We start from the raw sequence: 24,209 nt of genomic DNA on the forward strand, positions 1-24,209 counted from the left end.
TACTGCGCGGGCTGTCGCCCTTGCTGCCCAAAAGGTGGCTTGCCCTGTTCGGTCAGAACAGGATAAGCAGGACACCGTGGGCAATGAATATCGCGAAGCGCAGAGCGTAGCGACTGAACAAGGTCAGCAAAAACGATAGCCATCGCAATGGCGATCTGAAAAGGTGTTGGTTGTTGACTCTGTGTAAGGTCTTCACGGCCAGGGAAGACCGCATAGGGTGTTACTGATCTTATTGGTGTTGTTGATCTTAATTTAGAATTGATCTTATTGGTAGGTAACCATTACCGATGACTCATCTGTAACCATTACCGATAAAGTTTATTTTCATCTGTACTGATTACCGATGACTTCTGAATGGTGGTTATCTGTACAACCGAGTAATCTATCTCCATCATCAAGCAGAGGTAAACGACATGGAAATCATTCAAGGCAAAGACAGCTTCAACGAGATGGCGACCGGAATTCTGGTGAAACTGTTTGCAGCTTATCCCTCTTACTCAACTTTCGAATATTCCGACTTCGGCTGGAATCCGAGAACACCGAACCGTCAGGTTGACCTTCTTGTTGATACCCTCGATACGCTTAAGGATATGGGGTACATCAAAGTCATTTCGGTAACTGATATGGACTACACCGCTAAATTAACTCCGCTTGGCTCAAGCATTCTCAATCACAAAGCCCCAAGTTCAAGCGAGACGATTATTAGTGTACTCAAAGGTGTAGCAGGAGAAGCCAGGAGTGCTGCAATTGGTACTGCCATCGGTTGGATTTTTGGCGGGAAATAATTACGCAATAATATCCATTAATGGCAATCAAATACGCGCTAATTCGGCCCATCCGGGCCAGTCCGTGCTACGCCAGCGTGTGGATGTGAGCAAATCGCGACCATCGCGAAGGTGTGGAAGACATAATGATCAGGTCTGAGCGCCCCGGCTGGCGCGGGTTCGTTAAAATTGTTTGCCTCAAAACTGGCTCGCCCCTTCAAGGCAGTGCTAAACCAGATTCACCCACTACGCCCCATTCTCTGCAAAAAATAATTCTTCGCCAAAAAACCAGAAACGATGAGAATCGCCTCGCTTTTCAGCCCGATTTTCAGGCTCACGGGACGCGCTCTGGAGGGCGCTGTGATTGCGGTTATCGTGATTCAGATCGTGACGGCAAACGCCGCTAAGGGTTTCTGGTGAAGCGTGGTAAGGGTTGCCGGATGGTGGAAGGGTTGAGGCCGGAACTGTTGTGGGATAAGACAACGACCAGGGCCGGAGGTCGGGCCATATCGCCAGCGCCTGGCCTCTTGTTGGTGGGGAAACCTGGCCCGTAGGGCAGAGGGAAAAGCGAAGTCGTGAAAGTGAAGACTAACAGTCTCCACTCTCCAAGTGGTTGATAATACGTAGATGAGCCTGCTCACATCATCAGACAGCCTTTATATGCATCGTTTATGCAGGATCAGGCAAGGTTTATTCACTTCTCTGATCTGGTGCTCGGGACTCGGGCGGGACTCGATAACCTGACCAGTAAGATATTTGCGAAAGACTGTTGACTTTTTCCGTGGGGTGTGAGTGTACGTCAAGCAGATCTGTTGGTGTGCAGGGATATTTTCGTGAACGAGACACACAAAAGACGGGCCACTTTGACCAGCGCCCCGCGAGGGGGCGTGATATTTCCCAGCCAGCTTACGGCATGACCTCATATTGGTGATTCTCCCCGGCGGGCGGGTAGGTGTTTGCATGAACATTCCTTGTGTACAACCTGCGCCCATTTTTTGATCATTTCGTGCGATTATTAAATTAAAGCACTTTCCATGTTACTGTTTTTGATCAAAAATACATCCATTGCAAGATTCAGAGCCGCACGGCGGCAAGGGGAGAATATGGGTAACGCAATGGTCGCGTTGAAAACCGCCGACGAAGTGAAAGCAGTCAGCGCGGAGTTAGCAAAGAACAAAAAGACGAACCTGTTTCGCTGCCTCTGGGCGATGCAATTTGAAAGCGCTCTTCGGTTCGGTGACGCCGTCAAATTGACGTGGGATCAGTTCGCGGAGGGTAAGACGCATCTTTCTATAAAGCAGGAGAAGACGGGGAAAATTCATAAGGTCGCCATTACCCCGGCTATGCGCTCCATAGTCCAAGCTCGCCGGGAAGAAGCAGCAGACCGCCCAAAATTCGGTGACTACATATTCAGCCTTTCTGATCTGAGATCGAAGGGTAAGCCAGTTTCACACAACGCAGTGCTGACGGAGTACGGCAAGTGCGGACGCCGTGCAGGTTTCCAGGATGTGGGAAGTCATACACCACGCAAGAGCAAAGGCCGCATTCTCTTTGAGAACGGCGCACCGCTGGAGCACATCACAAAGTTGTTGGGCCAGGCCAACCCGGCTTCGACCCTGTTTTACATCGGGTTCACGCAGGAGACGGCTGACACATTAGCGGGAGAATATTCTCTCGGGGAGGAATGGTAATGATGAAAAAATGCACAACATCAGTGTTAACAGTTTTGGCCCTGCTGGCATGTCAGCCAGCACACGCCGGACGGATCACGATGCAACTCACTGAACAAGAGGAGACAGCCAACGGCAAGACGCTTTGCCGTTATGAAAATTCTATCTATTCATTTAGTTACGTGACGCTGAGCAAGCATTGCGCGTCAGTCAAAACCTTCGACACCGAGGATTCAAATTAATGAAGAAGGAAGAAGCTCTCGCCAGCTTCGTCTGGTGTGGGGCCGTGGTTCAGGTCTACACGAAGACGGTGACGTTTGCCGGGACGGTTATACAGCGGCATCTGCTACCGAAGAACCTAAGGAGCGCAGTACAGCAGGCAGTTAATCAAGCAGTAGAGAAGGCGGCGCAGGCTGAGTGCTTGGCGGTAGACAGCCCGCGCCATATTCAACAAAACCGACGGAGAGTCAGGAATGAAGAACAGCAACATTATGGCGTTAGCGCTCGCGCTTCGCAACGTCGAAGCCGGTCAGGCGGTTAAAGTGCCAGCAATGACCGGGCAGCAGTTACGCCAGTTACTGGCATGGCTTGAGGCGCTGCGGTAGGCCTTCATAAATAATGCAACGTGGCTAATGATGGCCCCGTCTTCGTTGGTCAGTTCCAAGATGAAGGAGTCACGAGGAATCACCGCTTAGTATCACGCAGAATAATAGACATCAACCACCACCAACGGCGACGCAGCCAATTAACATCACTGAACAGCTTCCCGTCTGATGTGGTCACGTATACCCCGCCACGATGATGTACCTTGTTATGATATGCCCGATTGATGAATGGCACTTCCAAGAACATTTCATCACGGGCTTTTAATCGACGCGGCAGCAGTGGGCTGATCATCATTTCTTCGTAATGTTCTGCTAAAGAAAAGAAAATATGTACGAAGGTCATCTTGAAAAGATGACCTTCTCTGTATTCGAAATAAGAACTTAAAACACTGAACAGTTAATCGAAGGTGATCTCGTCAGAAATACCATTTGCGATTTTCGAACGTAAAAATGCAACCTGTAATACAGCAGGAATAGTAACACGATACGCAGTGCTTCCGATATCAATTGCAGTCCAAAGACCTGTAATCCCCCACCCTATTGGGCCTGTAAGAATTGATAATGTTCTCATCATTGTCCCAGTTGCCGCAAAGCTTAAACCTCTGCCAATAAGAGCTTTCAATACTTGGTTAACTATAATTGCAGTTAATTGATAAGACTTGAATCCACCGGCCCGGAATATAGCTTGAAAACCTGCTGTTAATGTCTTAGCTGTTAAACCAGCAACATTTTTAACTCCAAGGCTCTCACCTAATTCTTTAATTTCATCTTGAGACATGGATTCTAATGCTTTCGTCATTATAGTCATTAGTAAATTTGACTCTATCAAATCAACAGAAGATTTTTTATTGTAATTTACTTTAAGTTTATCGCAGACATCACACAAAACTTCCTTATACAATACACCCTTTCCACCTCTCACCAGAGTAGCAAATGTATTACCACCAAAGCATTGTATTTCTGCTGCAATCTCCTTCCAATACATGCTGTGTTTAGGTGTATATTTTTTGTATGCCTCAGTCGTTGAAAGCTCTTCTGTCCAACGGGTTTCGCCATCTTTGTCATAAATAAGACATTGCACAAGATCGTTAAGGTCTTCATCTGAGCATTGTGAAAGAAACTCTAAATCAACATCATCACGATAGGCCATACACCACTCCGTAGTTATTTAAATTTAGTTGGAACCACATTTATTAATGACGCATAAACAGATGCATACTTGATTATGTTGCTATGAAAATCAGTATCTATGATATTTCCCATTTCTTTCTCTATAATTTTACGCATTACAGAGTCAACTTTATAGGAAGTAGCAGAAACCAAATTTTTTCCATCTATAAGATTGTCGTTTTCAACCGGGGAGTATGAGACCGCCCATCCTTTATTCAATAATTCGCGCGCTGATTTTTCTGCTAATAAAACTGTCTCATTTGCACCAACACCAGCAACTTTGCAAAATTTCATTAAATTTTCAACCGATAAAGAGGATTTGCCATTCTCTACCTTTCCCCATCCTGCACTTGTCATTCCAAGTTTTTCAGCAATCTCTGCTTGAGTAATACCCCGAGCTTCCCGGAGATCACGAATATGAAAAGCCAGAATAGTCAAAAACGATGTTTTCATCATATCACCTCAATGAGCATGATACTGTCAGTTTATAAAACTGCAAGTTTATTTTTGGTGTCTGGAGAGGTTTTGAGCATAACGGTGAATACAGCTGACGCTCATCCTCGTGGGCGTATTATCTATTCCCTCAGCGGTGGCATCGGTAGGATAGGGCCAAATCGGCCCTAATCAATTGACTATAATCAGATAAATTTCTTCGCCTCCGCGATCATCTTCAACTCAGCCTCTTCTGCCTTCTTCCGTTCAAGCCATACTTTGCCCTCTGGTGTCGCCAGAAACTTACGAGCGTGAATTTTACGGTTGTTGCGTTTGGTTGCTGCTGCATTCTTCGCCATGATTACCTCCAGATCGGCCCTCACACTGGGGCCATAAGGGCAGGCTACAGAAAAGCACAGTGACAAATCCAGATGCCAAAATACCCTACCAAATGGTGCCGAAGGCAATAGGTGACCATTACGTGCCGTGTTGGGCACATAAGGAAAGACGGAGCGGAGCGACTTCCGCAGTAAGTATGATCCCATCTTAGGGACGATGATGCCTTGTCATGGCCTCTTATCAGGTAGCCGTTGTGATCCGGTGGCTGAAACCGTGGCAGAGCCGGATTCTTTCCCGATCCGGTTAGTCTTCCCAACATTACGCCTGTTTATTCGCTGCAACGTCATCTCGACGTGTTGCATCATGGAGCGCCGCACGAAGCGCGAGCCACATTGACAAGGGTTTTGGGAAAAGGATTAGAGACGCTGGCGGCGTCTTCCGGCTTCAAAGGAAAAGCGCAACGAATAGACCAGCGACAAAAAATTAAGCCGTCAGTGCTGACCGTTCACGTTTTGTACAGGGTTGAGCCTGGAAACTACCTGCCGCTGCGTGATAACATCCCAAAAGCCACTACCAAACACAGCGGCAATCGTTGGTGACATTATTCAAGCAAAAAACACAGGCAAGAAAGGCAGAGTTTTTACTCTAACCCTCTGTTTTATATGAAAACTTTGTGTTGAATGCCGAAGGCCGGACTCGAACCGGCACGTATTTCTACGGTTGATTTTGAATCAACTGCGTCTACCGATTTCGCCACTCCGGCACGGAAAGGATACGGAAAACGTTCTGGATTATACCTGTCACTGGCTGCTGCGCAAGCGGCAGAGTGCGATCGCCACGCTAAGTGTTGAAAAAAACAGCGCAAGCCGCATTTCGGCCAACATTCAATACGTTCCAGATATAACCCCCTCGTTCTCACCTTTCCCACTCGCGGTTTCCTCTTTCTCCGAGCCTGCTCGCAAAATCCTGCAAACGGCTCAATTCGGTTTACATTTTCGGCAATTTGTTATCAGATCCTGTTATTAGTACGCGTAATAACGCCGGTACTTTCCCAAAACAGGATTTCCGCAATGCGCTTCTATCAGATCGAACCGACGCTGGAGAACTACTGGCGCGGCATTATTCTTTTTGGCAAAAACGTCGCCTCCTATAAGTTTGCGCTGGCGCATGCGCTGTACGATATCCGCCGCGACGGTAGCGATCTGATACGCCTCGAGGAGCTGGCGGTGCCGTTCAGCCAGCATCTGTGTCGCCATCTTGAGCAGGCCCCTAAACAGATCACTTCACCAAAAAGCCAGTTTCTCAGCGCCTGTAGCCGCTTCAATCGCCAGGAGATAACCCAGGATCAGCTCATCGCGGCAACGGTTAAGCTCGGCTTTAGCGTGGTGCTGGATAAATTTCATAACGTGAATCAGGGCGAAATCGCCAGGCGCTTTTTTATCGACGAGCGTAAAACGCATCAGGGTATCCGTCTGACCGACGACTTTTATTCTCTGACGGAGCGCCAGCAGTACCAGAACCTGATCCACGAAACGGACGCCCGCTGGCGACTGGTGGAGCAGGCGTGGGCGATGAACATCGCCAGCAGCCTGATCGCCGTGGAATATGATGCCGCCGAACAGCAGCTCTTCAGCACCCTGAATACCCGACGAGTTGCCATCTCCAGCTGTCGCGACAGCCTGAACGGCTACCAAAAAGGCCGCTGCTTTTACTGCTATGCGCCGATCAGTCTCGAAAGCGGGGATGAGAACCTGGCCGACGTTGACCACTTTATCCCGTGGGCGGCGCGCGGCGAGGTGGCGAATATCAACGGCGTCTGGAACCTGGTACTCGCCTGCAAGAGCTGCAACCGCGGGGAGAAAGGCAAGTTTATGCGGGTACCGTCGGCAAAATTGCTGCGCCGCCTGCGCGACAGAAACGAATATTTTATTACCAGCCACCTTCCCTTGCGTGAAACCTTAATCCGTCAGACCGGCAACACGACCGCCCGCCGCGATGACTTCCTCGCCAAAATCTGGAACACTGCGCGCATTACGCTCCTTCATGAATGGGAACCTCAGGCCGCCGGAACGGATATATTCTGATGACAATCAACTACTACCAGCAGAACGCTGACAGCTTTGTGGCTTCAACCGTCGCTGTCGATATGACCTCTCTGTACGCGCCTTTTATCGGGGCAATTGAACCGAACGGGCTGATCCTCGATGCAGGATGCGGCTCCGGACGCGATGCAAAAGCCTTTGCCGATATGGGCTACCGGGTCGAGGCGTTTGACGCCTCACCGGCCATGGTCGAGCGGGCTGCGCAACACAGCGGACTGGCCGTGCGTCAGGCGACCTTTCAAAGCATCAGCGAAAGCGCAAGATATGACGGCATCTGGTGCTGCGCTTCGCTGCTGCACGTTCCCGCCGCGGAGATGCCGGGAGTAATGCACAAACTGGCTACGGCCCTCAAACCCGGCGGCGTCTGGTACGTCTCATTTAAATACGGTTCAGGCGAGCGAGAAAAAGAGGGGCGGCGGTTTACCGATCTCGACGAAGCAGGGCTGACGGCGCTGGTCGAACCGCTGGCGGATATCCGTCTTGCCAACATGTGGCAGACGGTGGATAAGCGCCCGGAGCGGAGCGAAATCTGGCTCAACGCGCTGTTGCTCAAAAGCTGAACTGTCGTGATGGCTTCTCTCTCGCAGAGAAGCCGGCTTGCGCAAGCTTCCCCCCTCCTTCTGCCAAGCGTCCCCTCGCCCCATGCTCTACACTTCCTTCTTAACTACGCCAAACCCAAGGAAACTGTCATGAGCACTATTAAAAGTTACGCCGCCAAAGAAGCGGGCGCCGATCTGTCGCTGTGGGAATACGATGCCGGCGACCTTAAGCCGGAAGATGTCGAAGTGCAGGTGGAGTACTGCGGGATCTGCCACTCCGACCTGTCGATGATCGACAACGAATGGGGCATGTCGAGCTATCCGCTGGTGGCCGGTCACGAGGTGATTGGCCGGGTGGCGGCGCTGGGCAGCGCGGCGCAGGATAAGGGGCTGAAGGTTGGCCAGAAGGTCGGCATTGGCTGGACGGCGCGCAGCTGCGGCCACTGCGACGCCTGTATCAGCGGCAACCACGTGAACTGTCTGGAAGGCTCGGTGCCCACCATCATCAACCGCGGCGGCTTCGCCGATAAGCTGCGCGCCGACTGGCAATGGGTGATCCCGCTGCCGGAAAACGTCGATCTCGAATCTGCCGGGCCGATGCTCTGCGGCGGCATTACCGTCTTCAAACCGCTGCTGATGCATCACGTCACGGCGAACAGCCGCGTCGGCGTCATCGGTATTGGCGGCCTCGGCCATATCGCCATCAAGCTGCTGCACGCGATGGGCGCGGAAGTCACCGCCTTTAGCTCCAATCCGGCGAAAGAGCAGGAAGTGCTGGCAATGGGCGCCGATCGCGTAGTGAACAGCCGCGATCCCGAAGCCTTAAAGGCGCTGGCCGGCCAGTTCGACCTGATTATCAACACCGTCGCCGTCGACCTCGACTGGCAGCCGTACTTTGAAGCGCTGGCGTACGGCGGCAACTTCCACACCGTCGGCGCAGTGATGAAGCCGTTCCCGGTCCCCGCTTTTACCCTGATTGGCGGCGACCGCAGCATCTCCGGCTCGGCCACCGGCAACCCGTCCGAGCTGCGCAAGCTGATGAAATTCGCCGGACGCAGCAAAGTCGCGCCGACCACCGAGCTGTTCCCGATGTCGCAGATCAACGAGGCGCTGAAGCACGTTCGCGAGGGCAAGGCCCGCTACCGCGTGGTGCTGAAAGCCGACTTCTGATCGTTCCTCGTCATGCTTCAGGCCGCAGCCGCGCGGCCTGAACGCCACTGACCGGGGTGATGCCGGGCGGCCCGTCTGCCCGGCGCTTGTTTCCCTGGTCATTAAACCGTCATCTCCCCGCCATACGTTTGCAGTCAATCCTTCTCACAATCCGGGCTTCTACAAACGCCTGAATGAGACGTCCGCCACCATGAGAAAAACCTGGCTCCCCTGGCTGATACTGTCGCCTTCCCTGCTGTTTTTATTACTGTTTACCTGGTTTCCCCTCGGGCGATCGATTTATGACAGCCTGTTCGATACCCGCATGGTCAGCGACGGCGGCCAGTATGTCGGGCTGGAGAACTTCAGTCGTCTGTTCGCCGACGGCGTCTTCTGGCAGTCGCTGGTGAATAACCTGCTTTATATCCTGCTGACGGTGGTACCGGGCGTGACGCTCGCCCTGCTGCTGGCGGTCGCCCTGACCGAGAATCACCGCGTCAACCGCTGGCTGCGCACCGCCTTCTTCTTCCCGATGATTATCCCGATGGTCAGCGCCGCCGCGCTGTGGCTGTTTATCTTTATGCCCGGCCTTGGCCTGCTCGACCACTATCTGGCGAAGCTGTTTGGCCCGATGAACAACAACTGGCTGGGGCGCAGCAACAGCGCGCTGCTGGCGCTGGCGCTGATTGGGGTGTGGAAGTTCGCCGGTTACTACATGCTGTTTTTCCTCGCCGGGCTGCAAAGCATTCCGGCCTCCACGCGCGAAGCGGCGATCGTGGAAGGCGCCACCCGCACGCAGGTGTTCTTTAAGGTCACGCTGCCGCTGCTGCGCCCGACCCTGAGCTTCGTGATAACCACGGCGCTGATCTACTCCATCACCCAGATCGACCACGTGGCGGTGATGACCCGCGGCGGGCCGGATAACGCCACTACCGTGCTGCTCTACTACATCCAGAACCTCGCCTGGGACACCCATGATTTAGGTAAAGCTTCCGCCGCCACCTTCCTGACGCTGGCCGGGCTGTTTGCCTTCTCGCTGATTAACCTCAAACTGCTGGAGAAAGGAGCGCACTATGAGCGCTGAAATCTCGCCGCTGGCGCTGCGATCGCACAGCGCATCGCGCCCGCTCTGGCTGCGCCTGCGCCGCTCGCAGCCCTTTACGCTCACGGTATTAATGTGCTGCCTGGCGCTGCTGTGGATGAGCCCATTTTTATGGATGCTGGCGACCTCGTTCAGCGCCACGATCTTCGGCGAGGATATGGCCTCCCTGCTGCCCCGTATGCCGCTGACGCTGGATAACTTCCGCGATGCCTGGGCCAGCGCCGACTGGCTGAGCCTCTACGCCAATACCCTTATCTTCACCTTCGGCACCTTCTTCGTGCAGCTGTTGACCATCACCACCGCCGGCTACGTCTTCGCCTGCCACGAGTTCCGCGGCAAGAAGACGCTGTTCCTGATGTTCCTCGTCCAGCTGATGATCATGCCGGTGGTGATGATGGTGCCGAACATGCTGACCCTGAAAACTTTCGGCCTGCTCAACACCCTCACCGGGGTGATGATGCCCTACTTCACCTCGGCGTTCGGCGTGTTCCTGATGCGTCAGGCGTTTCTGTCCATCCCCAAAGAGCTGGAAGAGGCGGCGCTGATGGAGGGATGTCGCTGGTGGCAGGTGCTGTTCCGCGTGCTGCTGCCGATGTCCTGGCCGTCGGTGCTGGCCTTCGCCACCGTCAGCATTACCTACCACTGGAACGAGTATCTGTGGCCGCTGATGATGCTGAACGACCCGGACAAACAGGTGCTGACCGTGGGGCTGGTCTCGTTCGCCATGGGCGCCGAATCCGGCGGCCAGTGGGGCATCATCGGCGCCGGCACGCTGATGGTCTGCCTGCCGCTGATGCTGGCGTTCATCCTCTTCCAGAAACAGTTCCTGCGAAGCTTCGGCTTCTCCGGGATCAAATAAGGAGCTCTTCATGCTGTTAGCGCAAATTTCCGATACCCATTTTCGCAGCCGCGGCCAGAAGCTGTACGGCTTTATTGACGTCAACGCCGCCAATGCCGACGTCGTCTCCCAGCTGAATGCCCTGCAGGAGCGTCCGGACGCGGTGGTGGTGAGCGGCGATATCGTCAACTGCGGCCGCCCGGAAGAGTATGAGGTCGCCCGCCAGATCCTCGGCAGCCTGAACTATCCGCTGTATCTCATTCCCGGCAACCACGACGATAAAGCGCTGTTTCTGGAATATCTGCATCCGCTGTGCCCGCAGCTCGGCAGCGATGCGCAAAACATGCACTACGCGGTAGACGATTTTGCCACTCGCCTGCTGTTTATCGACTCCAGCCGGGCGGGTACGTCGAAAGGCTGGCTGACCGAGGAAACCATCAAGTGGCTGGAGGCTCAGCTGTTTGATGGCGGCGATAAACCGGCGACGGTGTTTATGCATCATCCGCCGCTGCCGCTGGGCAACGCGCAGATGGACCCTATCGCCTGCGAAAACGGCCATCGTCTGCTGGCGCTGGTTGAGCGTTTCCCGTCGCTGACGCGCATTTTCTGCGGCCATAACCACAGTCTGACCATGACCCAGTATCGCCAGGCCATCATCTCCACCATCCCGGGAACCGTCCACCAGGTGCCCTATTTTCATGAAGATACCCGTCCGTATTACGACCTCTCTCCGGCGTCGTGCCTGATGCATCGCCAGGTCGACGAGCAGTGGGTGAGCTATCAGCATCCTCTGACCCACTACGCCGGACCGTGGATGTACGACGAAAATATCAGCTGCCCAACGGAAGATTGCTAAACGCCATGCTTAGTCTGCAAAACATCAGTAAACAGTTTGACGGTAAACCGGCCCTCAGCGCCCTGTCGCTGGATATTCGCGAAGGGGAATTCGTGGTGCTGGTGGGCCCGTCCGGCTGCGGTAAAAGCACCCTGCTGCGCCTGCTCGCCGGGCTGGAGCCGGTCAGCGAGGGGGAGATCTGGCTGCACGATGAGAACATCACCGAAATGTCGCCCAGAGAGCGCAACTTCGCGATGATCTTCCAGAACTATGCGCTGTTTCCGCACCTGTCGGTGCGCGACAACATCACCTTCGGCATGAAGGTGCGCAAGGAAGAGAAAAGCAGCTGGCAGCCGCGGGTGGATAAAGTCGCGCAGATGCTGCAGCTGGATACCCTGCTCGATCGAAAACCGGCGAAGCTCTCCGGCGGCCAGCGGCAGCGGGTGGCGATGGCGCGGGCGATTGTGCGCAATCCGCGCCTGTTCCTGATGGATGAGCCGCTCTCCAACCTCGACGCCCGCCTGCGTAGCGAGGTGCGCGACAGCATTATGGACCTCCACCAGCAGCTCAGAACCAGCACCGTCTACGTCACCCATGACCAGACGGAAGCGATGTCGATGGCCGACCGCATCGTGGTGATGAACGGCGGCCACGTACAGCAGGTCGGGCGACCGGAGTATCTGTACACCAACCCGGCCAACCTGTTTGTCGCCGGGTTTATCGGATCTCCGGCGATGAATCTGCTCTTGCTGCCCTGCGCTGATGGTGAGGTATTACTGGGTGAGCTGCGCTATCCGCTGCCGCCGCGCTACCGTGAAGAATCCCGGGTGTGGTTAGGCATTCGCCCGGAACATATCAGCGACCGCGTGGAGGAGAGCCATCTGCGCCTGCCCGCCACCGTGCTGCAACGAGAACTGATGGGAGCCGATTATTTGCTCCACGTCAGCACCCCCATCGGCACCTTACGCTTTAGCCGTCGCCATCGCGGCGCGGTGCCGGAGAAAGGCGATTCGCTGATCCTCGGCTTTTCACCTGCCGATGTGCATCTTTTTCATGCTGAGAAACAGCATAATTTACTGATGGAGACAGACCATGTTTAAACCTCTCACCGCTCTCGCGGTTGGGCTCAGCCTTGCCCTGAGCGGCACGGCGCTGGCGAAAGAGAAGATCGACTTCATGTTTCCGGCGCCGGTGGACGGCAAGCTGACCATGGAGATGACCCGCGTCATTAAGCAATTCAACGAGTCGCAGCAGGATGTCGAAGTGCGCGGGATCTTTACCGGCAACTACGACACCACCAAGATCAAAGCCGAATCGGCGCAGAAGGCCGGGCAGCCGCCCGCGCTGGTGATTATGTCCGCTAACTTCACCACCGATCTGGCGCTGAAGGATGAGATCCTGCCGATGGACGAGCTGTTCCAGTATGGCGATCAAAAAGCGGGGGATTTTCTGGTGAAGGCGTTCTGGCCCGCAATGCATAAAAACGCCCAGGTGATGGGCACCACCTATGCGATCCCGTTCCATAACTCGACGCCGATCCTCTACTACAACAAAACGATGTTCGATCGGGCCGGGATCAAACAGCCGCCGCAAACCTGGGCCGAGCTGCTGGCGGACGCCAGAAAGCTGACCGACGAAAGCAAAGGCCAGTGGGGGATCATGCTGCCGTCGACCAACGATGATTACGGCGGCTGGATCTTCTCGGCGCTGGTGCGCGCCAACGGCGGGAAATACTTTAACGAGGACTATCCGGGCGAAGTCTATTACAACACGCCAACCACCATCGGCGCCCTGCGCTTCTGGCAGAACCTGGTCTATAAAGACAAAGTCATGCCTTCCGGCGTGCTGAATTCGAAACAGATCGGCGCCAGTTTCTTCTCCGGCAAAGTCGGAATGGCGATGCTGAGCACCGGCGCGCTGGGCTTTATGCGCGAGAACAGCAAAGATTTTGAGCTGGGCGTGGCGATGCTGCCGGCCAAAGAGCAGCGCGCGGTACCGATCGGCGGCGCCAGCCTGGTGAGCTTCAAGGGCATCAACGACGCGCAGAAAAAAGCGGCGTATCAGTTCCTGACGTATCTGGTGAGCCCGCAGGTCAACGGCGCCTGGAGCCGCTTTACCGGCTACTTCTCCCCGCGTAAGGCCGCCTACGATACGCCGGAAATGAAGGCGTATCTGCAGCAGGATCCGCGCGCGGCGATCGCCCTCGAACAGCTGAAGTATGCCCATCCGTGGTACTCCACCTGGGAGACCGTTGCCGTGCGTAAAGCTATGGAAAACCAGCTGGCCGCGGTGGTGAACGATGCCAAAGTCACCCCGGAAGCCGCGGTGCAGGCGGCGCAGAAGGAAGCCGATGCGCTGATGAAGCCCTACGTCGATAAGACCGCGCTGGCGGAAGTGAAGTAGGCCTTTCCCTCACTATCTCTGCAGATAGCTGAGGTATCTTCTGCAATACCGTACGGAAGCAGTGTGCCCCCTCCCCCTTTTCAAGGGGAGGGGATCGTTCGATACGGCTCGTTAGCCCGGTCCGTGCAGACCGCTGAGCACCGCTCCAGCATTGCAGATACCGTTGGCAATCAGCGTTACACTTTATCCGCCTGCGATTCAGCCACTATTCGCCGGGCCCTGGCGGCCTGCCCTTCTTCACTGGTGTCCAGCTTATCCCGCAGATAGTGCTCGATTTGTTCAAGACTACGGTGGCGGGTTTCCGGTACGCATTTAATCACGAATATCGCGCCAAATACGCCAATACCGGCGAAGATAAAGAAGGTGCCTGAAAGCCCTAACCACGCCAGCAGTATCGGGAAGAACAGGGAGATCAGGAAGTTGGCAATCCACATTGAAAATACCGCCCCCCCCATAAAAATACCGCGCAGGCGGGTTGGAAATATTTCCGACATGAGTAGCCAGGTCACTGGCGATAGCGCCCCCTGCTGAAAGCTCAGAAACAGTAACATCCCTGCCAGAACCATATAAGCACGCAGCGCATCAGGCTGGCCGTTAACCGTCTCCGGCAGCAGATAGCTGACCGCACCGATAAAGACCAGACAAGCGGTGCAGCCAAACTGACCAATCATGGTCATCGGGCGACGGCCAATTTTGCCAAGCATCCAGATGCCAACGAATGTCATCAATACTGAGACTACGCCATTGGCGATAGTGGCAAACAGCGCGGCATTATCAGTCATACCAACCGAGGTCAGTACCGTGGGGGCATAGTACATAATGGTATTTACACCGGTAAGCTGTTGGATAACCGCTATACCAATACCGATCATAAACAGCTTGAACAACCACGGGGTCATAATCTCGCTGAACCGGGGCTTACCGAGATTGCGCTGCTCATCCAGCGTTTCGGTGATCTCCAGCAGCTCCCACTCAACATCATCTTTATGCCGGGTGCGCTCAAGCACGCGACGGGCTTCCGCCAGGCGCCCTTTCATCGCGTACCAGCGCGGTGAATCCGGCATAAACATCATGCCAAACCAGAGCAGCACGGCGGGTAGCGTCGCCACCGCCAGCATCCAGCGCCAGGTGCTTTCCCCGCCCCAGACTTCATGGAACGTGGCATTAGAAATATAGGCCAGCAGCTGACCGGATACGATCATCAGCTCCTGTAAAGTAACCAGCTGTCCGCGCTTATTCGCGGGAGCTATCTCGGCAATATAGACCGGAACGGTGGCCGCCGCCCCGCCGACCGCCACGCCGAGAATAAGGCGAAAGAAAATCATCCAGTTAACGTCCGGCGCCATAGAGGTGCCTATCGCGCCGATGGCAAAAAGCACCGCCAGCCACAGAATAATTTTCTTTCTGCCCGCCGCATTCGCCAGATTGCCAGAAAGCAGCGCGCCAAAGGCGGCGCCGAATAGCAGCGAGCTGGTGACCAGACCGGTGGTAAAGGGAGTAAGATGAAGCTCGGTGCCCATAAAGAGTAAGGCACCGGAAATCACCCCGGTATCATAGCCAAAAAGTAAACCGCCAAGCGTCGCGATCAGGGCGACAACTTTTACAAAGGGCGTTGTCGGGGTCTCGCTATTCGGTCCCGACGCTTTATTGAGTGTAAGATATTGTTCCTTAGACATAATAGACTCCAGTAACCCGCCTTGTTTGAGGGAAGATTTGCTCTAGTCTGAATGCAGAGGCTGAGGCCTCACCGACGTGTTGTTTTCGTTCTACGTCTTGAGCTACTGCTGAGTGATGGGGTAAAAAAAGCAGGCCATACGACGTATGGCCTGAAAATAAAACAACGATTAGATTCCTGCCGTCTCGCGGATATATTTGCGCGCTTTTACGGCGTATTCGAATGGGTTGGCCAGCGCCGGATCCTGCTCGGCCTCAACCACCATCCAGCCTTTATAGCCATGCTCGTCCAGCAGCTTGAACACCGGACGGAAATCAATGACGCCGTCGCCCGGCACGGTGAAGGTCCCCTTCTTCACGCCGTCCAGGAAGGAGAGCCCTTCGCGACGCACCTGCTCGATCACCGGCGGACGCACGTCTTTCAGGTGCACGTGGTTAATGCGCGGCAGATATTTTTTCAGAATCGCCAGCATCGGCTCTTCGCCGCCTTCGGAATACCAGGCGTGTCCGGTGTCGTAGAGCAGGAAGACTTTGTCATCCACCAGCGACATAAACTTGTCGATCTCTGCCGTCGTCTGGATACCGGTACCCATATGGTGGTGCAGACAGACCTGCATGCCCTTTTCCGCCGCCAGACGACCGAGGGTGTTATAGCCTTCCGCCACCCGCTGCCACTCTTCTTCGCTAAAGCACGGTTTCGCATTCTCCAGGATGGGCTTTTCCAGCCCCTGGATGCTGCCGCTCTGCTCAGAGCAGCCGATCACTTTCGCGCCCATAGCATGCAGGAAATTCATGTGGTTAACGAATTCATCAATGGTCTTTTCCCGCTGGCCGTTAGCAAAAAAGGTGCTGAACCAGGCGTTGCAAATCTGAATGCCGCGGATATCCAGCATCGGCTTGAGAACCGCCGGATCGCGTGGATATTTGCTGCCGACTTCGCTGCCGGTAAAGCCCGCCAGCGCCATTTCGCTGACGATTTGCTGGAAAGTATTCTCGCTGCCCAGCTCCGGCATATCGTCGTTAGTCCAGCCAATCGGGGCGATAGCCAGTTTTACGTTATCTTTGTTCATAGTAGGGGGCTCCTGCCGCTGCGCCTTACCGGCGCAGCAATTCACGTTCGATGAGTTCACGGGTTTCCACTGCCTGGTATTTCATCTTTTCCGGGTAGCCGAACAGCGAGGTGGCCACAATCGGCTCACCGCCGACCTTGAAGGTCTGCTCGGCAAATTTCATATCGCGCAGAGTGCGGAACAGCGCGTCGAAATCAACATCCCCTTCTCCGACGCCCACGTGCTGGTGAACGACGGCATCTACGCCCGGTGGGTTAACGATATAGCGGCAGTGTTTTGTATGGTTGCGGGTATCCGCGATCAGCACATGGGAGAGATCGCTTCCCGCGTAGCGCAGCATCTTCTCAACGTCGCCCACGCCTTTGTCATAGAAGAAGGTGTGCGGGACGCTGTAAACGTACTTAACGTTATCGCTGCGGAACGACTTCACGATATCGACGGTTTCGTTGTTCTCTTCGCAGAAGTCCCACGGATGTGCCTGAATTTCAACGCGGATGCCTTCGCGCTCAAAAATCGGCAGCAGCTCTTCCATGGAGCGATAGAACATCTCATCGCAAATCTCCGGCTGGTTAGGATCGCCGGAAAACTCGGTGTTGATCACCTGAACACCCATTTCAACCGCGATTTCGATCAGCCGTTTCCAGTTTTTCACTGCCGCCTGACGGCGCAGCTCATCGGGACCGGACCAGCGGTAGACGCAGATAAACGAGGAGAGCTCCACGCCGGTATCGCGCAGCGCCTGCTTGTACTCAGCCATAATTTCCCGGCTGGCGCGCGGGTGCTTGTAGAACGGGTTGATCTGCGGATGCGGCGATTGCTCAATGTACTTGTAGCCCCACTCCGCCACCTGATGGACCATTCGGGTTACCCCGAGGTCTTTAATGACATCAACGTCAAAAGCAATTTTCATCGTCGTTACCTGTGCAAAGAAGTTCCGTCAGCAAAGCGGGATTAGCGTTTGTAGAATGCCGGGCATTCCGGCAGCGTCACCTCAACCGGCTCGCTGGTTTCCTGGGCTTTGATACAGGCGTCGGCAGCAACGGACGCCGCGTAGCCATCCCACGCCGATGGGCCGTGCAGCTGGCCGGCCTGAACATCATTGATAAAGGCCTGTAGTTCAACGTCATACGCTTTGATAAAGCGATCCTTCCAGTCGGTCAGGATAGCGGTCGACAGGTTAGCGGCTTTGCGCATCTGCACAGCCGACGGCTCAGGCAGGCGGGCAATCCCGGTTTCCCCTACCACTTCACACTGGATGTCGTAGCCGTACTGGCAGTTCACGAAGACTTCCACGTCGATCAGCGTGCCTTTTTTGGTTTCAAACGACACGATCTGCGGGTCTTTCAGGCGCGCGTGGGTGTGGGACGTGGAGCGCGGGAAGCGCACCTGTACGGAAACATAGTCGTCATTCAGCAGCCAGCGCAGAACGTCCAGTTCGTGAATCAGGGTGTTGGTGATCGCCATGTTGGTGATGTAATCCTCGCCCACCGACTGGTTGCGGTGCGCGCAGCGCAGCATCAGCGGCGCGCCGATGTCGCCGTCATCGATCACTTTTTTCAGCGCCAGATAGCCTTCGTCGTAAGGGCGCATAAATCCAACCTGCACCAGGCGGCGACCGGCCTTCATTTCCGCATCAACGATGCGGCGGCAGCCTTCCGCGCTCATCGCCAGCGGCTTCTCGCAGAACACCGGCTTCCCGGCGGCGATGGCGGCCAGGGTGTACTCTTCGTGGGTGGGGTCCCATGAGGTGACCAGAATAGCGTCCACGTCGCTGGCCTTAATCACGTCATGACCGTCGGCGTACACTTCGGCATGCACGCCCGGCAGCGCAACCGCGGCGCGGGCGTTCTCTTCGTTGATATCCGAAACCGCCACTACCGTGGCTCCCTGCAGTACCTGAGTGCAACGACGGATATGCTCTTTACCGATAGCGCCGGCACCGATGACACCTAATTTGAGTGACATAGTTGGTTTTCTCCCGAGATTTGTAGGGTTCAGGGTTTGTGTTCTGTTTTAGTAATCCCGCGCCTGAGCGCGTTTTTCATTGATCATTTGCGCCACCTTGCGGATCCGCTCGGAGAGCGCAGACTGCGCGACGCCGACGTTCCACCAGCTGCCGTATTTGTGCACCATGGTTTTCGGCAGCACTTTAATGTCTATCAGGGTGCTGACGGTTTCGCGGCGCGCGGCGTCCAGCGCGTGGCGTAGTTCTTCTAGCGTCGTGACGCGCCAGGTTTTGCAGCCGTAGCCGGCAGCGACGGTGGCGAAATCTACCGGCACCAGGCCGCCCTGCAGCTGGCCCGATTCGGCGCAGCGGAAGCGGAACTCGGTGCCGAAGCTGTCCATACCGTGCTCCATTTGCAGGTTGTTAATGCAGCCGTTGGCCATGTTGTCGAGCAGCACGATATTGATCTTCGCGCGCTCTTGCAGGGAGGTCACCAGCTCGGAGTGCAGCATCATGAACGAGCCGTCGCCGACCAGCGAATAGACCTCGCTTTGCGGTTGGGCTAACTTCACGCCCAGCGCGGCGCTGACTTCGTACCCCATGCAGGAGTAGCCGTATTCCACGTGATAGGTGTTGGTGGCCCGGTTGCGCCAGACGCGCTGCAGGTCTCCCGGCAGGCTCCCCGCCGCCGCTACAATCACCGCATCCGCCGGCAGCGTTTCGTTGAGTACGCCAAGGACGCTGCTTTGCGTCAGGGTGGAGTCGGTTATCTGGCGAAATTCGCGATACACCGATTCCCGATCCAGATGGTCGTCGATTTCCGGGACGAAAGCGGTTTCCTGCCACACCGCCTGGTAAACGCGCTGGGTCTCTTTCAGCTGGCGGCTCTGCACGCTTTCAATCTGCTCGCCCCAGCCAGCCTGCCAGGATTCGCCGGACAGGGCGTCGTCCAGGGCAGTGAGGGCTTCGCGAGCATCCGCCAGCATCGGGATGCCATCCAGCTTCCAGGCGTCGAAGTTGCTGACGTTAATATTGAGGAAGCGCACGCCCGGATGCTGGAAAATCCATTTTGACGAGGTGGTGAAATCGCTGAAACGCGTGCCGAGACCGATGACCAGATCCGCCTCTTTCGCCAGCAGGTTCGCCGCCAGGCAGCCGGTTTCGCCGACGCCGCCCACGTTATACGGATGCGAAGAGACAACGCTGCCTTTACCCGCCTGGGTTTCGGCAAACGGCACGCCGTAGCGCTCGGCAAAACGGGTTAACGCCTCGCCGGCGCCGGAGTATTTCACCCCGCCGCCGCAGACGATCAGCGGCTTACGGCTGGCTTTAATCGCCGCCACGGCATCCGCCAGCTGCGCGGCGCTGGCCGGGCGGCGATCAAGGCGGTGTACCCGGCGGGTAAAGAAGGATTCCGGATAATCCCAGGCTTCGCCCTGGACATCCTGCGGCAGACAGAGCGTGACCGCACCGGTTTCCGCCGGGTCGGTCAACACGCGCATGGCGTTGATGCAGGCGCTCATCAGCTGTTCCGGACGGGTGATGCGATCCCAGTATTTACTCACCGCGCGAAACGCGTCGTTAGTGGTAATGCTGAGATCGTGGCTCTGTTCGATTTGCTGCAGCACCGGGTCAGGCTGGCGGGTCGCAAACACATCGCCCGGCAGCAGCAGCAGCGGGATGCGGTTGGCGGTCGCGGTCGCGGCAGCGGTAATCATGTTCGCCGCGCCGGGGCCAATGGAGGAGGTGCAGGCAATAATCTGACGACGCAGGGACTGTCTGGCAAAACCGGTGGCGACATGCGCCATCCCTTGCTCGTTACGCCCCTGATAGACCCGCATTTCACCGCTATCTTGTTCAAGGGCCTGGCCCATTCCCAGCACGTTGCCGTGGCCAAAGATAGCAAAGATGCCTTTGACGAACTTATGCTCTTCGCCATCGACTTCCAGATACTGGTTATCCAGGAACTTCACCAGCGCCTGCGCCATTGTCAGTCTCAGTTTGCCCATGTTGCCCAATCCTTATTGTTCAGTATTTGCGTGTGGGTTCGCGTTTTGCCCTGCACAGCGATACAGCGATGAGTCAGGGAAATCGTTAACGTCACTGGAATACTTCTGGATTATAGGCAAACATTTTTTTCATTAAATAGAAATACAGAAGAAATATTTCATTTTGCGAGAGCGATCAAACTCTCTATGCATTTCACCCGTTTCATTCGCATCCTGTATACGGGATAACGCGCAAATTACGCGGCCCACCTCTTAATATCCCTTTTAAAATCATAGGTAAAGACCGCGTCTAAACGGGCTCCAGTTCAACTTTCAGCCGCAGCCCAGGATCCGAGGCAGAATGAGGCTCAGCGCGGCATAGTGGTATATCCCTCACATTTTTGGTTTTTTAATTTCGATCTAGTTTGCAAATGAAATATTTATTTCTCAAACTAGAGATAACCAATAACCCTCAGGCTGTTTTCGGAGACGCTGTCGGTATCCCGACTCTTCCGTACAGCAGAAATGCAAAAGGAAACCCTAGCTATGAATGCAGCAGTAAAGCGACTCGACGTCATCTGTATTGGCCGGGTGGCAGTCGATCTCTATGCCCAGCAGATTGGCGCGAGGCTGGAAGATGTCGCCAGTTTTTCTAAATACCTGGGTGGCTCTTCCGGCAACGTCGCCTTCGGCACCGCCATTCAGGGATTAAAATCGGCAATGCTCGCTCGCGTGGGCGATGAGCATAATGGTCGTTTTCTACGCGAAACCCTGAGCCGCGCCGGCGTCGATACCGAATATCTGATCACCGATAAGCAGCGCCTGACGGCGTTAGTGATGCTGGGGATTAAAGATCAGGAGACGTTTCCGCTGATTTTTTACCGCGATAACTGCGCCGATATGGCCCTTTCGCCAGAAGATATTAAGGAAGAGTACATCGCCTCTTCCCGGGCGCTGGCGGTAACCGGCACCCACCTTTCGCACGCCAACACGCGCGAAGCGGTGCTGAAGGCGCTGGAGTACGCCCGCCGCCACGGCCTGCGTACCGCGCTGGATATCGACTATCGTCCGGTACTTTGGGGGTTAACGTCTTTAGGCGACGGTGAAACGCGTTTCATTGAATCCGGCCAGGTGACCAGCCAGCTGCAGGAAGTCCTGCATCTGTTCGATTTAGTGGTGGGGACAGAAGAGGAGTTTCATATTGCCGGCGGCAGCACCGATACCCTGACCGCGCTGAAAAACGTGCGTAACGCCACGAAAGCGACGCTGGTTTGCAAGCGCGGTCCGATGGGCTGCGTGGTGCTGGAAGGCGCTATTCCCGACAGCTGGGATAGCGTGCCGCTGCAGCAGGGCGTACGCGTAGACGTGCTTAACGTCCTGGGCGCGGGCGATGCCTTTATGTCCGGCCTGCTGCGCGGCTGGCTTAACGATGAAGGCTGGGAGCAGGCCTGCCGCTACGCTAACGCCTGCGGCGCGCTGGTGGTTTCACGCCACGGCTGCGCGCCCGCAATGCCGACCAAAGCCGAGCTTGACGACTATCTGTCGCGGGCAGAATCGGTGCCGCGTCCGGATATCGACGATCGTCTCAACCATCTCCATCGCGTCACCAGCCGCCGCCAGGCGTGGCCGGAGCTGTGCATTTTCGCCTTTGACCACCGTAAACAGCTGGCAGATCTGGCGCTGGAAACCGGGCGTGATGAATCCTGCATTCCGCAGCTGAAGCTGCTGCTGCTGGCGGCCGCGGAAGCCGCCGCAGACGAAGCCGGTCTTGACGGTCGCAGCGGCATCCTCGCCGATGGCACCTACGGCCAGCGCTCGCTCAATGCCATCACCGGCAAGGGCTGGTGGATTGGTCGACCGATTGAAATGCCGAGCTCTCGCCCGCTGCGTCTGGAACATGGCAACATCGGTTCCCAGCTGATCGACTGGCCGCTGGAGCACGTGGTGAAATGCCTGGTCTTCTATCATCCGGCCGATCCGGCCGAGCTGCGCGCCGAACAGGATGCGCTGCTGCTGGAGGTCTGGCAGGCGTGCAACAAGTCCGGGCATGAGCTGCTGCTGGAAATCATCCTGCCGGAAAACGGCCCGGATAAAGATGAACGCCACTACCACGACATGCTGGAGCACTTCTATCAGCTGGGCATCCAGCCGGACTGGTGGAAGCTGCCGCCGCTGTCGAGCGCGGAATGGGAAAGGATTGGCAAACTGATCGCGCGCGAAGATAGCTGGTGCCGCGGGATCTTAATCCTCGGCCTGGACGCCCCTTCGGACCGTCTGCGCGCCGGTTTTGCCGAAGCGGCGAAGCATCCGATGATCAAAGGTTTTGCCGTAGGACGCACCATTTTTGGCCAGCCTTCACGGCGCTGGATGCAGGGAGAGCTCAGCGACGAGGCGCTGATTAACGAAGTGAAACGCAACTACCTCACGCTCATCGGCTACTGGCGAGAAGCCCGCGGCTGATTCGGCCCAGGCCCGCATCCTCTTCAGAAGATGCGGGCTTTTTTCTGGATCTTCGTGAAATGAATCGCGTATTTCATCGTAGTAAATGAAAAATTCGCTTCATTTGATACACTGGAAATTATATTCCTTTCATTTTCTCAGAGCGCAATCTATGGCCAATAATCCGACCCAACTTACCATCTTGCAGGATGAAATCAGGCGTCGCTACGACACGTTAAGCAAACGCCTGAAACAGGTAGCCCGCTATATTCTCGATAACAGCAATAGCGTGGCTTTCGACACCGTGGCCTCTATCGCGCAACAAGCTGACGTCCCCCCTTCCACGCTAATCCGCTTCGCTAACGCCTTTGGTTTTAGCGGCTTCAACGAAATGAAGCAGATGTTCAAGCAGCATCTGATGGAAGAGACGGCTAACTATACCGAGCGCGCGCGTCTGTTCCGCCAGACCACGACGGATGACGCAACCCCGCCGGAAACGCCGACCGAAATCCTGAACATGTTCACCATGGTCAATACCCAGGCGCTGCAGCAGCTGGCGATGCAGACCTCCGGCGACGATCTGCAGCGCGCGGTCGCGCTGCTGGCGGAAGCGGAGAATATCTACGTTATTGGCCTGCGCCGCTCTTTTAGCGTCGCCTCCTATCTGACCTACGCCCTGCGCCATCTGGACCGTAAAGCGTTCCTGATTGACGGTCTGGGCGGCATGTTTACCGAGCAACTGAGCCTGGTCGGGCCGAAAGATGTCGTGGTGGCGGTGAGCTTCTCTCCGTATGCGCGGGAAGTGGTTGAACTGGTGGAGCTCGGCGCGCAGCGTAAAGCACGGCAGATAGCGATTACCGACAGCCAGGTCAGCCCGCTGGCGGCCTTCAGCGACGTCTGCTTTGTGGTGCGCGAGGCGCAGGTTGATGGTTTCCGCTCGCAGGTGGCCTCGCTGTGCCTGGCCCAAACGCTGGCGGTCTCACTGGCGCTGAACAGCAGCAAAGATGCAGAGACGAAGCAGCTGGCTTAAGCTTTTCATTATTCCCGGATTGCGACGTAAACGTCTTATCCGGGCTACTTGTCCGCAGATGACGGTAAACCCGTAGCCCGGCTAAGCGCAGCGCGAGCCGGGGTGCAGCTGGCTT

Annotated in this window: 23 protein-coding genes and 1 tRNA gene; 14 read left to right on the forward strand and 10 right to left on the reverse strand. The window is 55.7% G+C overall.

The genetic code is table 11. The annotated features are described in order from the left end of the window. Nucleotides 1-413 precede the first annotated feature (413 nt). The 4 genes from ABLV30_RS24495 (at nt 414) to ABLV30_RS24510 (ending at nt 3,039) form a co-directional block, all read left to right on the forward strand. On the forward strand, nt 414-785 hold the full coding sequence (locus ABLV30_RS24495; protein ID WP_037036838.1) for a hypothetical protein: 372 nt from the start codon (nt 414-416) through the stop codon (nt 783-785). A 1,082-nt stretch (nt 786-1,867) separates the two neighbouring features. Next, complete coding sequence (locus ABLV30_RS24500; protein WP_040215122.1) at nt 1,868-2,455, forward strand: tyrosine-type recombinase/integrase; 588 nt, start codon at nt 1,868-1,870, stop codon at nt 2,453-2,455. 2 nt (nt 2,456-2,457) lie between these two features. After that, complete coding sequence (locus ABLV30_RS24505; RefSeq protein WP_040215145.1) at nt 2,458-2,676, forward strand: hypothetical protein; 219 nt, start codon at nt 2,458-2,460, stop codon at nt 2,674-2,676. A 231-nt stretch (nt 2,677-2,907) separates the two neighbouring features. Next, nucleotides 2,908-3,039 carry a hypothetical protein gene (locus tag ABLV30_RS24510; protein ID WP_259272493.1) on the forward strand — a complete coding sequence of 44 codons (132 nt, stop codon included), beginning with the start codon at nt 2,908-2,910 and terminating at the stop codon, nt 3,037-3,039. Between the two features lie 79 nt (nt 3,040-3,118). On the opposite strand, the gene ABLV30_RS24515 is transcribed toward ABLV30_RS24510, so the two are convergent. From ABLV30_RS24515 to ABLV30_RS24535, 5 genes are all read right to left on the reverse strand, one after another. After that, a complete protein-coding gene (locus tag ABLV30_RS24515) occupies nt 3,119-3,382 on the reverse strand; it encodes a hypothetical protein (protein WP_117240040.1) in 264 nt (87 codons plus the stop codon). Nucleotides 3,383-3,436: 54 nt separating this feature from the next. Continuing rightward, entirely contained in the window at nt 3,437-4,189 is a 753-nt protein-coding gene (locus tag ABLV30_RS24520; RefSeq protein ID WP_117240041.1) for a DUF3944 domain-containing protein, read from the reverse strand. Nucleotides 4,190-4,203: 14 nt separating this feature from the next. Next, entirely contained in the window at nt 4,204-4,665 is a 462-nt protein-coding gene (locus ABLV30_RS24525) for a helix-turn-helix transcriptional regulator (protein ID WP_227525074.1), read from the reverse strand. A 182-nt stretch (nt 4,666-4,847) separates the two neighbouring features. After that, entirely contained in the window at nt 4,848-5,000 is a 153-nt protein-coding gene (locus tag ABLV30_RS24530) for a hypothetical protein (RefSeq protein WP_165370636.1), read from the reverse strand. A 661-nt stretch (nt 5,001-5,661) separates the two neighbouring features. After that, nucleotides 5,662-5,743 (reverse strand) — tRNA-Leu (locus tag ABLV30_RS24535). Between the two features lie 307 nt (nt 5,744-6,050). Here ABLV30_RS24535 and ABLV30_RS24540 point away from each other — a divergent pair. The 8 genes from ABLV30_RS24540 to ABLV30_RS24575 all read left to right on the forward strand — a co-directional run bounded on the left by ABLV30_RS24540 (nt 6,051) and on the right by ABLV30_RS24575 (nt 13,948). Beyond that, a complete protein-coding gene (locus ABLV30_RS24540) occupies nt 6,051-7,064 on the forward strand; it encodes an HNH endonuclease domain-containing protein (RefSeq protein ID WP_004128309.1) in 1,014 nt (337 codons plus the stop codon). Continuing rightward, nucleotides 7,064-7,642, forward strand: coding sequence for a class I SAM-dependent methyltransferase (locus ABLV30_RS24545; RefSeq protein ID WP_265800872.1), 579 nt, complete (start codon nt 7,064-7,066; stop codon nt 7,640-7,642). Before ABLV30_RS24540 ends, ABLV30_RS24545 begins: the two co-directional genes overlap by 1 nt. A gap of 129 nt (nt 7,643-7,771) precedes the next feature. Beyond that, nucleotides 7,772-8,791, forward strand: a complete 1,020-nt coding sequence (locus ABLV30_RS24550) for an NAD(P)-dependent alcohol dehydrogenase (RefSeq protein WP_004108819.1) — start codon at nt 7,772-7,774, stop codon at nt 8,789-8,791. Between the two features lie 190 nt (nt 8,792-8,981). Further along, complete coding sequence (locus ABLV30_RS24555) at nt 8,982-9,854, forward strand: sugar ABC transporter permease (RefSeq protein WP_025107468.1); 873 nt, start codon at nt 8,982-8,984, stop codon at nt 9,852-9,854. Next, entirely contained in the window at nt 9,844-10,731 is an 888-nt protein-coding gene (locus ABLV30_RS24560; protein WP_265800870.1) for a carbohydrate ABC transporter permease, read from the forward strand. Before ABLV30_RS24555 ends, ABLV30_RS24560 begins: the two co-directional genes overlap by 11 nt. Before the next feature lie 10 nt (nt 10,732-10,741). Beyond that, nucleotides 10,742-11,566: a phosphodiesterase gene (locus ABLV30_RS24565; RefSeq protein WP_025107467.1), complete on the forward strand. Its 825-nt coding sequence runs from the start codon at nt 10,742-10,744 to the stop codon at nt 11,564-11,566. 5 nt (nt 11,567-11,571) lie between these two features. Continuing rightward, the gene (locus tag ABLV30_RS24570; RefSeq protein ID WP_265800867.1) at nt 11,572-12,645 is read left to right on the forward strand and encodes an ABC transporter ATP-binding protein; all 1,074 of its coding nucleotides are present in this window, start codon (nt 11,572-11,574) and stop codon (nt 12,643-12,645) included. Beyond that, a complete protein-coding gene (locus ABLV30_RS24575; RefSeq protein ID WP_064358209.1) occupies nt 12,638-13,948 on the forward strand; it encodes an ABC transporter substrate-binding protein in 1,311 nt (436 codons plus the stop codon). Before ABLV30_RS24570 ends, ABLV30_RS24575 begins: the two co-directional genes overlap by 8 nt. Nucleotides 13,949-14,124: 176 nt before the next feature. On the opposite strand, the gene ABLV30_RS24580 is transcribed toward ABLV30_RS24575, so the two are convergent. The 5 genes from ABLV30_RS24580 to iolD all read right to left on the reverse strand — a co-directional run bounded on the left by ABLV30_RS24580 (nt 14,125) and on the right by iolD (nt 20,646). Continuing rightward, the gene (locus ABLV30_RS24580) at nt 14,125-15,624 is read right to left on the reverse strand and encodes a sugar porter family MFS transporter (protein WP_014837228.1); all 1,500 of its coding nucleotides are present in this window, start codon (nt 15,622-15,624) and stop codon (nt 14,125-14,127) included. 168 nt (nt 15,625-15,792) lie between these two features. Further along, a complete protein-coding gene (gene iolE / locus ABLV30_RS24585) occupies nt 15,793-16,692 on the reverse strand; it encodes a myo-inosose-2 dehydratase (protein WP_004098147.1) in 900 nt (299 codons plus the stop codon). Between the two features lie 25 nt (nt 16,693-16,717). After that, entirely contained in the window at nt 16,718-17,602 is an 885-nt protein-coding gene (locus tag ABLV30_RS24590; RefSeq protein ID WP_004098146.1) for a sugar phosphate isomerase/epimerase, read from the reverse strand. A gap of 41 nt (nt 17,603-17,643) precedes the next feature. Further along, the gene (locus ABLV30_RS24595; protein WP_004098145.1) at nt 17,644-18,657 is read right to left on the reverse strand and encodes a Gfo/Idh/MocA family oxidoreductase; all 1,014 of its coding nucleotides are present in this window, start codon (nt 18,655-18,657) and stop codon (nt 17,644-17,646) included. 48 nt (nt 18,658-18,705) lie between these two features. Then, entirely contained in the window at nt 18,706-20,646 is a 1,941-nt protein-coding gene (gene iolD / locus ABLV30_RS24600) for a 3D-(3,5/4)-trihydroxycyclohexane-1,2-dione acylhydrolase (decyclizing) (RefSeq protein WP_014227682.1), read from the reverse strand. Nucleotides 20,647-21,171: 525 nt separating this feature from the next. On the opposite strand from iolD, the gene iolC reads away from it, so the two are divergent. Together iolC and ABLV30_RS24610 are read left to right on the forward strand one after the other, a co-directional pair. Continuing rightward, on the forward strand, nt 21,172-23,085 hold the full coding sequence (gene iolC, locus ABLV30_RS24605) for a 5-dehydro-2-deoxygluconokinase (protein ID WP_014227681.1): 1,914 nt from the start codon (nt 21,172-21,174) through the stop codon (nt 23,083-23,085). Nucleotides 23,086-23,236: 151 nt separating this feature from the next. Continuing rightward, nucleotides 23,237-24,094, forward strand: a complete 858-nt coding sequence (locus tag ABLV30_RS24610; RefSeq protein ID WP_004098142.1) for a MurR/RpiR family transcriptional regulator — start codon at nt 23,237-23,239, stop codon at nt 24,092-24,094. Nucleotides 24,095-24,209: the final 115 nt, after the last annotated feature.

The sequence above is a fragment of the Klebsiella sp. CN_Kp113 genome (genome assembly GCF_040064585.1).
Lineage (GTDB): Bacteria > Pseudomonadota > Gammaproteobacteria > Enterobacterales > Enterobacteriaceae > Klebsiella > Klebsiella michiganensis.

Coding starts and splice junctions, on each gene's coding strand:
- ABLV30_RS24550 (WP_004108819.1), top strand. CDS start 7,772: ATGAGCACTATTAAAAGTTACGCCGCCAAAGAAGCGGGCGCCGATCTG.
- ABLV30_RS24565 (WP_025107467.1), top strand. CDS start 10,742: ATGCTGTTAGCGCAAATTTCCGATACCCATTTTCGCAGCCGCGGCCAG.
- ABLV30_RS24515 (WP_117240040.1), bottom strand. CDS start 3,382: ATGACCTTCGTACATATTTTCTTTTCTTTAGCAGAACATTACGAAGAA.
- ABLV30_RS24580 (WP_014837228.1), bottom strand. CDS start 15,624: ATGTCTAAGGAACAATATCTTACACTCAATAAAGCGTCGGGACCGAAT.
- ABLV30_RS24540 (WP_004128309.1), top strand. CDS start 6,051: ATGCGCTTCTATCAGATCGAACCGACGCTGGAGAACTACTGGCGCGGC.
- ABLV30_RS24570 (WP_265800867.1), top strand. CDS start 11,572: ATGCTTAGTCTGCAAAACATCAGTAAACAGTTTGACGGTAAACCGGCC.
- ABLV30_RS24525 (WP_227525074.1), bottom strand. CDS start 4,665: ATGATGAAAACATCGTTTTTGACTATTCTGGCTTTTCATATTCGTGAT.
- ABLV30_RS24555 (WP_025107468.1), top strand. CDS start 8,982: ATGAGAAAAACCTGGCTCCCCTGGCTGATACTGTCGCCTTCCCTGCTG.
- iolD (WP_014227682.1), bottom strand. CDS start 20,646: ATGGGCAAACTGAGACTGACAATGGCGCAGGCGCTGGTGAAGTTCCTG.
- ABLV30_RS24545 (WP_265800872.1), top strand. CDS start 7,064: ATGACAATCAACTACTACCAGCAGAACGCTGACAGCTTTGTGGCTTCA.
- ABLV30_RS24595 (WP_004098145.1), bottom strand. CDS start 18,657: ATGTCACTCAAATTAGGTGTCATCGGTGCCGGCGCTATCGGTAAAGAG.
- iolE (WP_004098147.1), bottom strand. CDS start 16,692: ATGAACAAAGATAACGTAAAACTGGCTATCGCCCCGATTGGCTGGACT.
- ABLV30_RS24575 (WP_064358209.1), top strand. CDS start 12,638: ATGTTTAAACCTCTCACCGCTCTCGCGGTTGGGCTCAGCCTTGCCCTG.
- iolC (WP_014227681.1), top strand. CDS start 21,172: ATGAATGCAGCAGTAAAGCGACTCGACGTCATCTGTATTGGCCGGGTG.
- ABLV30_RS24560 (WP_265800870.1), top strand. CDS start 9,844: ATGAGCGCTGAAATCTCGCCGCTGGCGCTGCGATCGCACAGCGCATCG.
- ABLV30_RS24505 (WP_040215145.1), top strand. CDS start 2,458: ATGAAAAAATGCACAACATCAGTGTTAACAGTTTTGGCCCTGCTGGCA.
- ABLV30_RS24495 (WP_037036838.1), top strand. CDS start 414: ATGGAAATCATTCAAGGCAAAGACAGCTTCAACGAGATGGCGACCGGA.
- ABLV30_RS24500 (WP_040215122.1), top strand. CDS start 1,868: ATGGGTAACGCAATGGTCGCGTTGAAAACCGCCGACGAAGTGAAAGCA.
- ABLV30_RS24610 (WP_004098142.1), top strand. CDS start 23,237: ATGGCCAATAATCCGACCCAACTTACCATCTTGCAGGATGAAATCAGG.
- ABLV30_RS24530 (WP_165370636.1), bottom strand. CDS start 5,000: ATGGCGAAGAATGCAGCAGCAACCAAACGCAACAACCGTAAAATTCAC.
- ABLV30_RS24590 (WP_004098146.1), bottom strand. CDS start 17,602: ATGAAAATTGCTTTTGACGTTGATGTCATTAAAGACCTCGGGGTAACC.
- ABLV30_RS24520 (WP_117240041.1), bottom strand. CDS start 4,189: ATGGCCTATCGTGATGATGTTGATTTAGAGTTTCTTTCACAATGCTCA.
- ABLV30_RS24510 (WP_259272493.1), top strand. CDS start 2,908: ATGAAGAACAGCAACATTATGGCGTTAGCGCTCGCGCTTCGCAACGTC.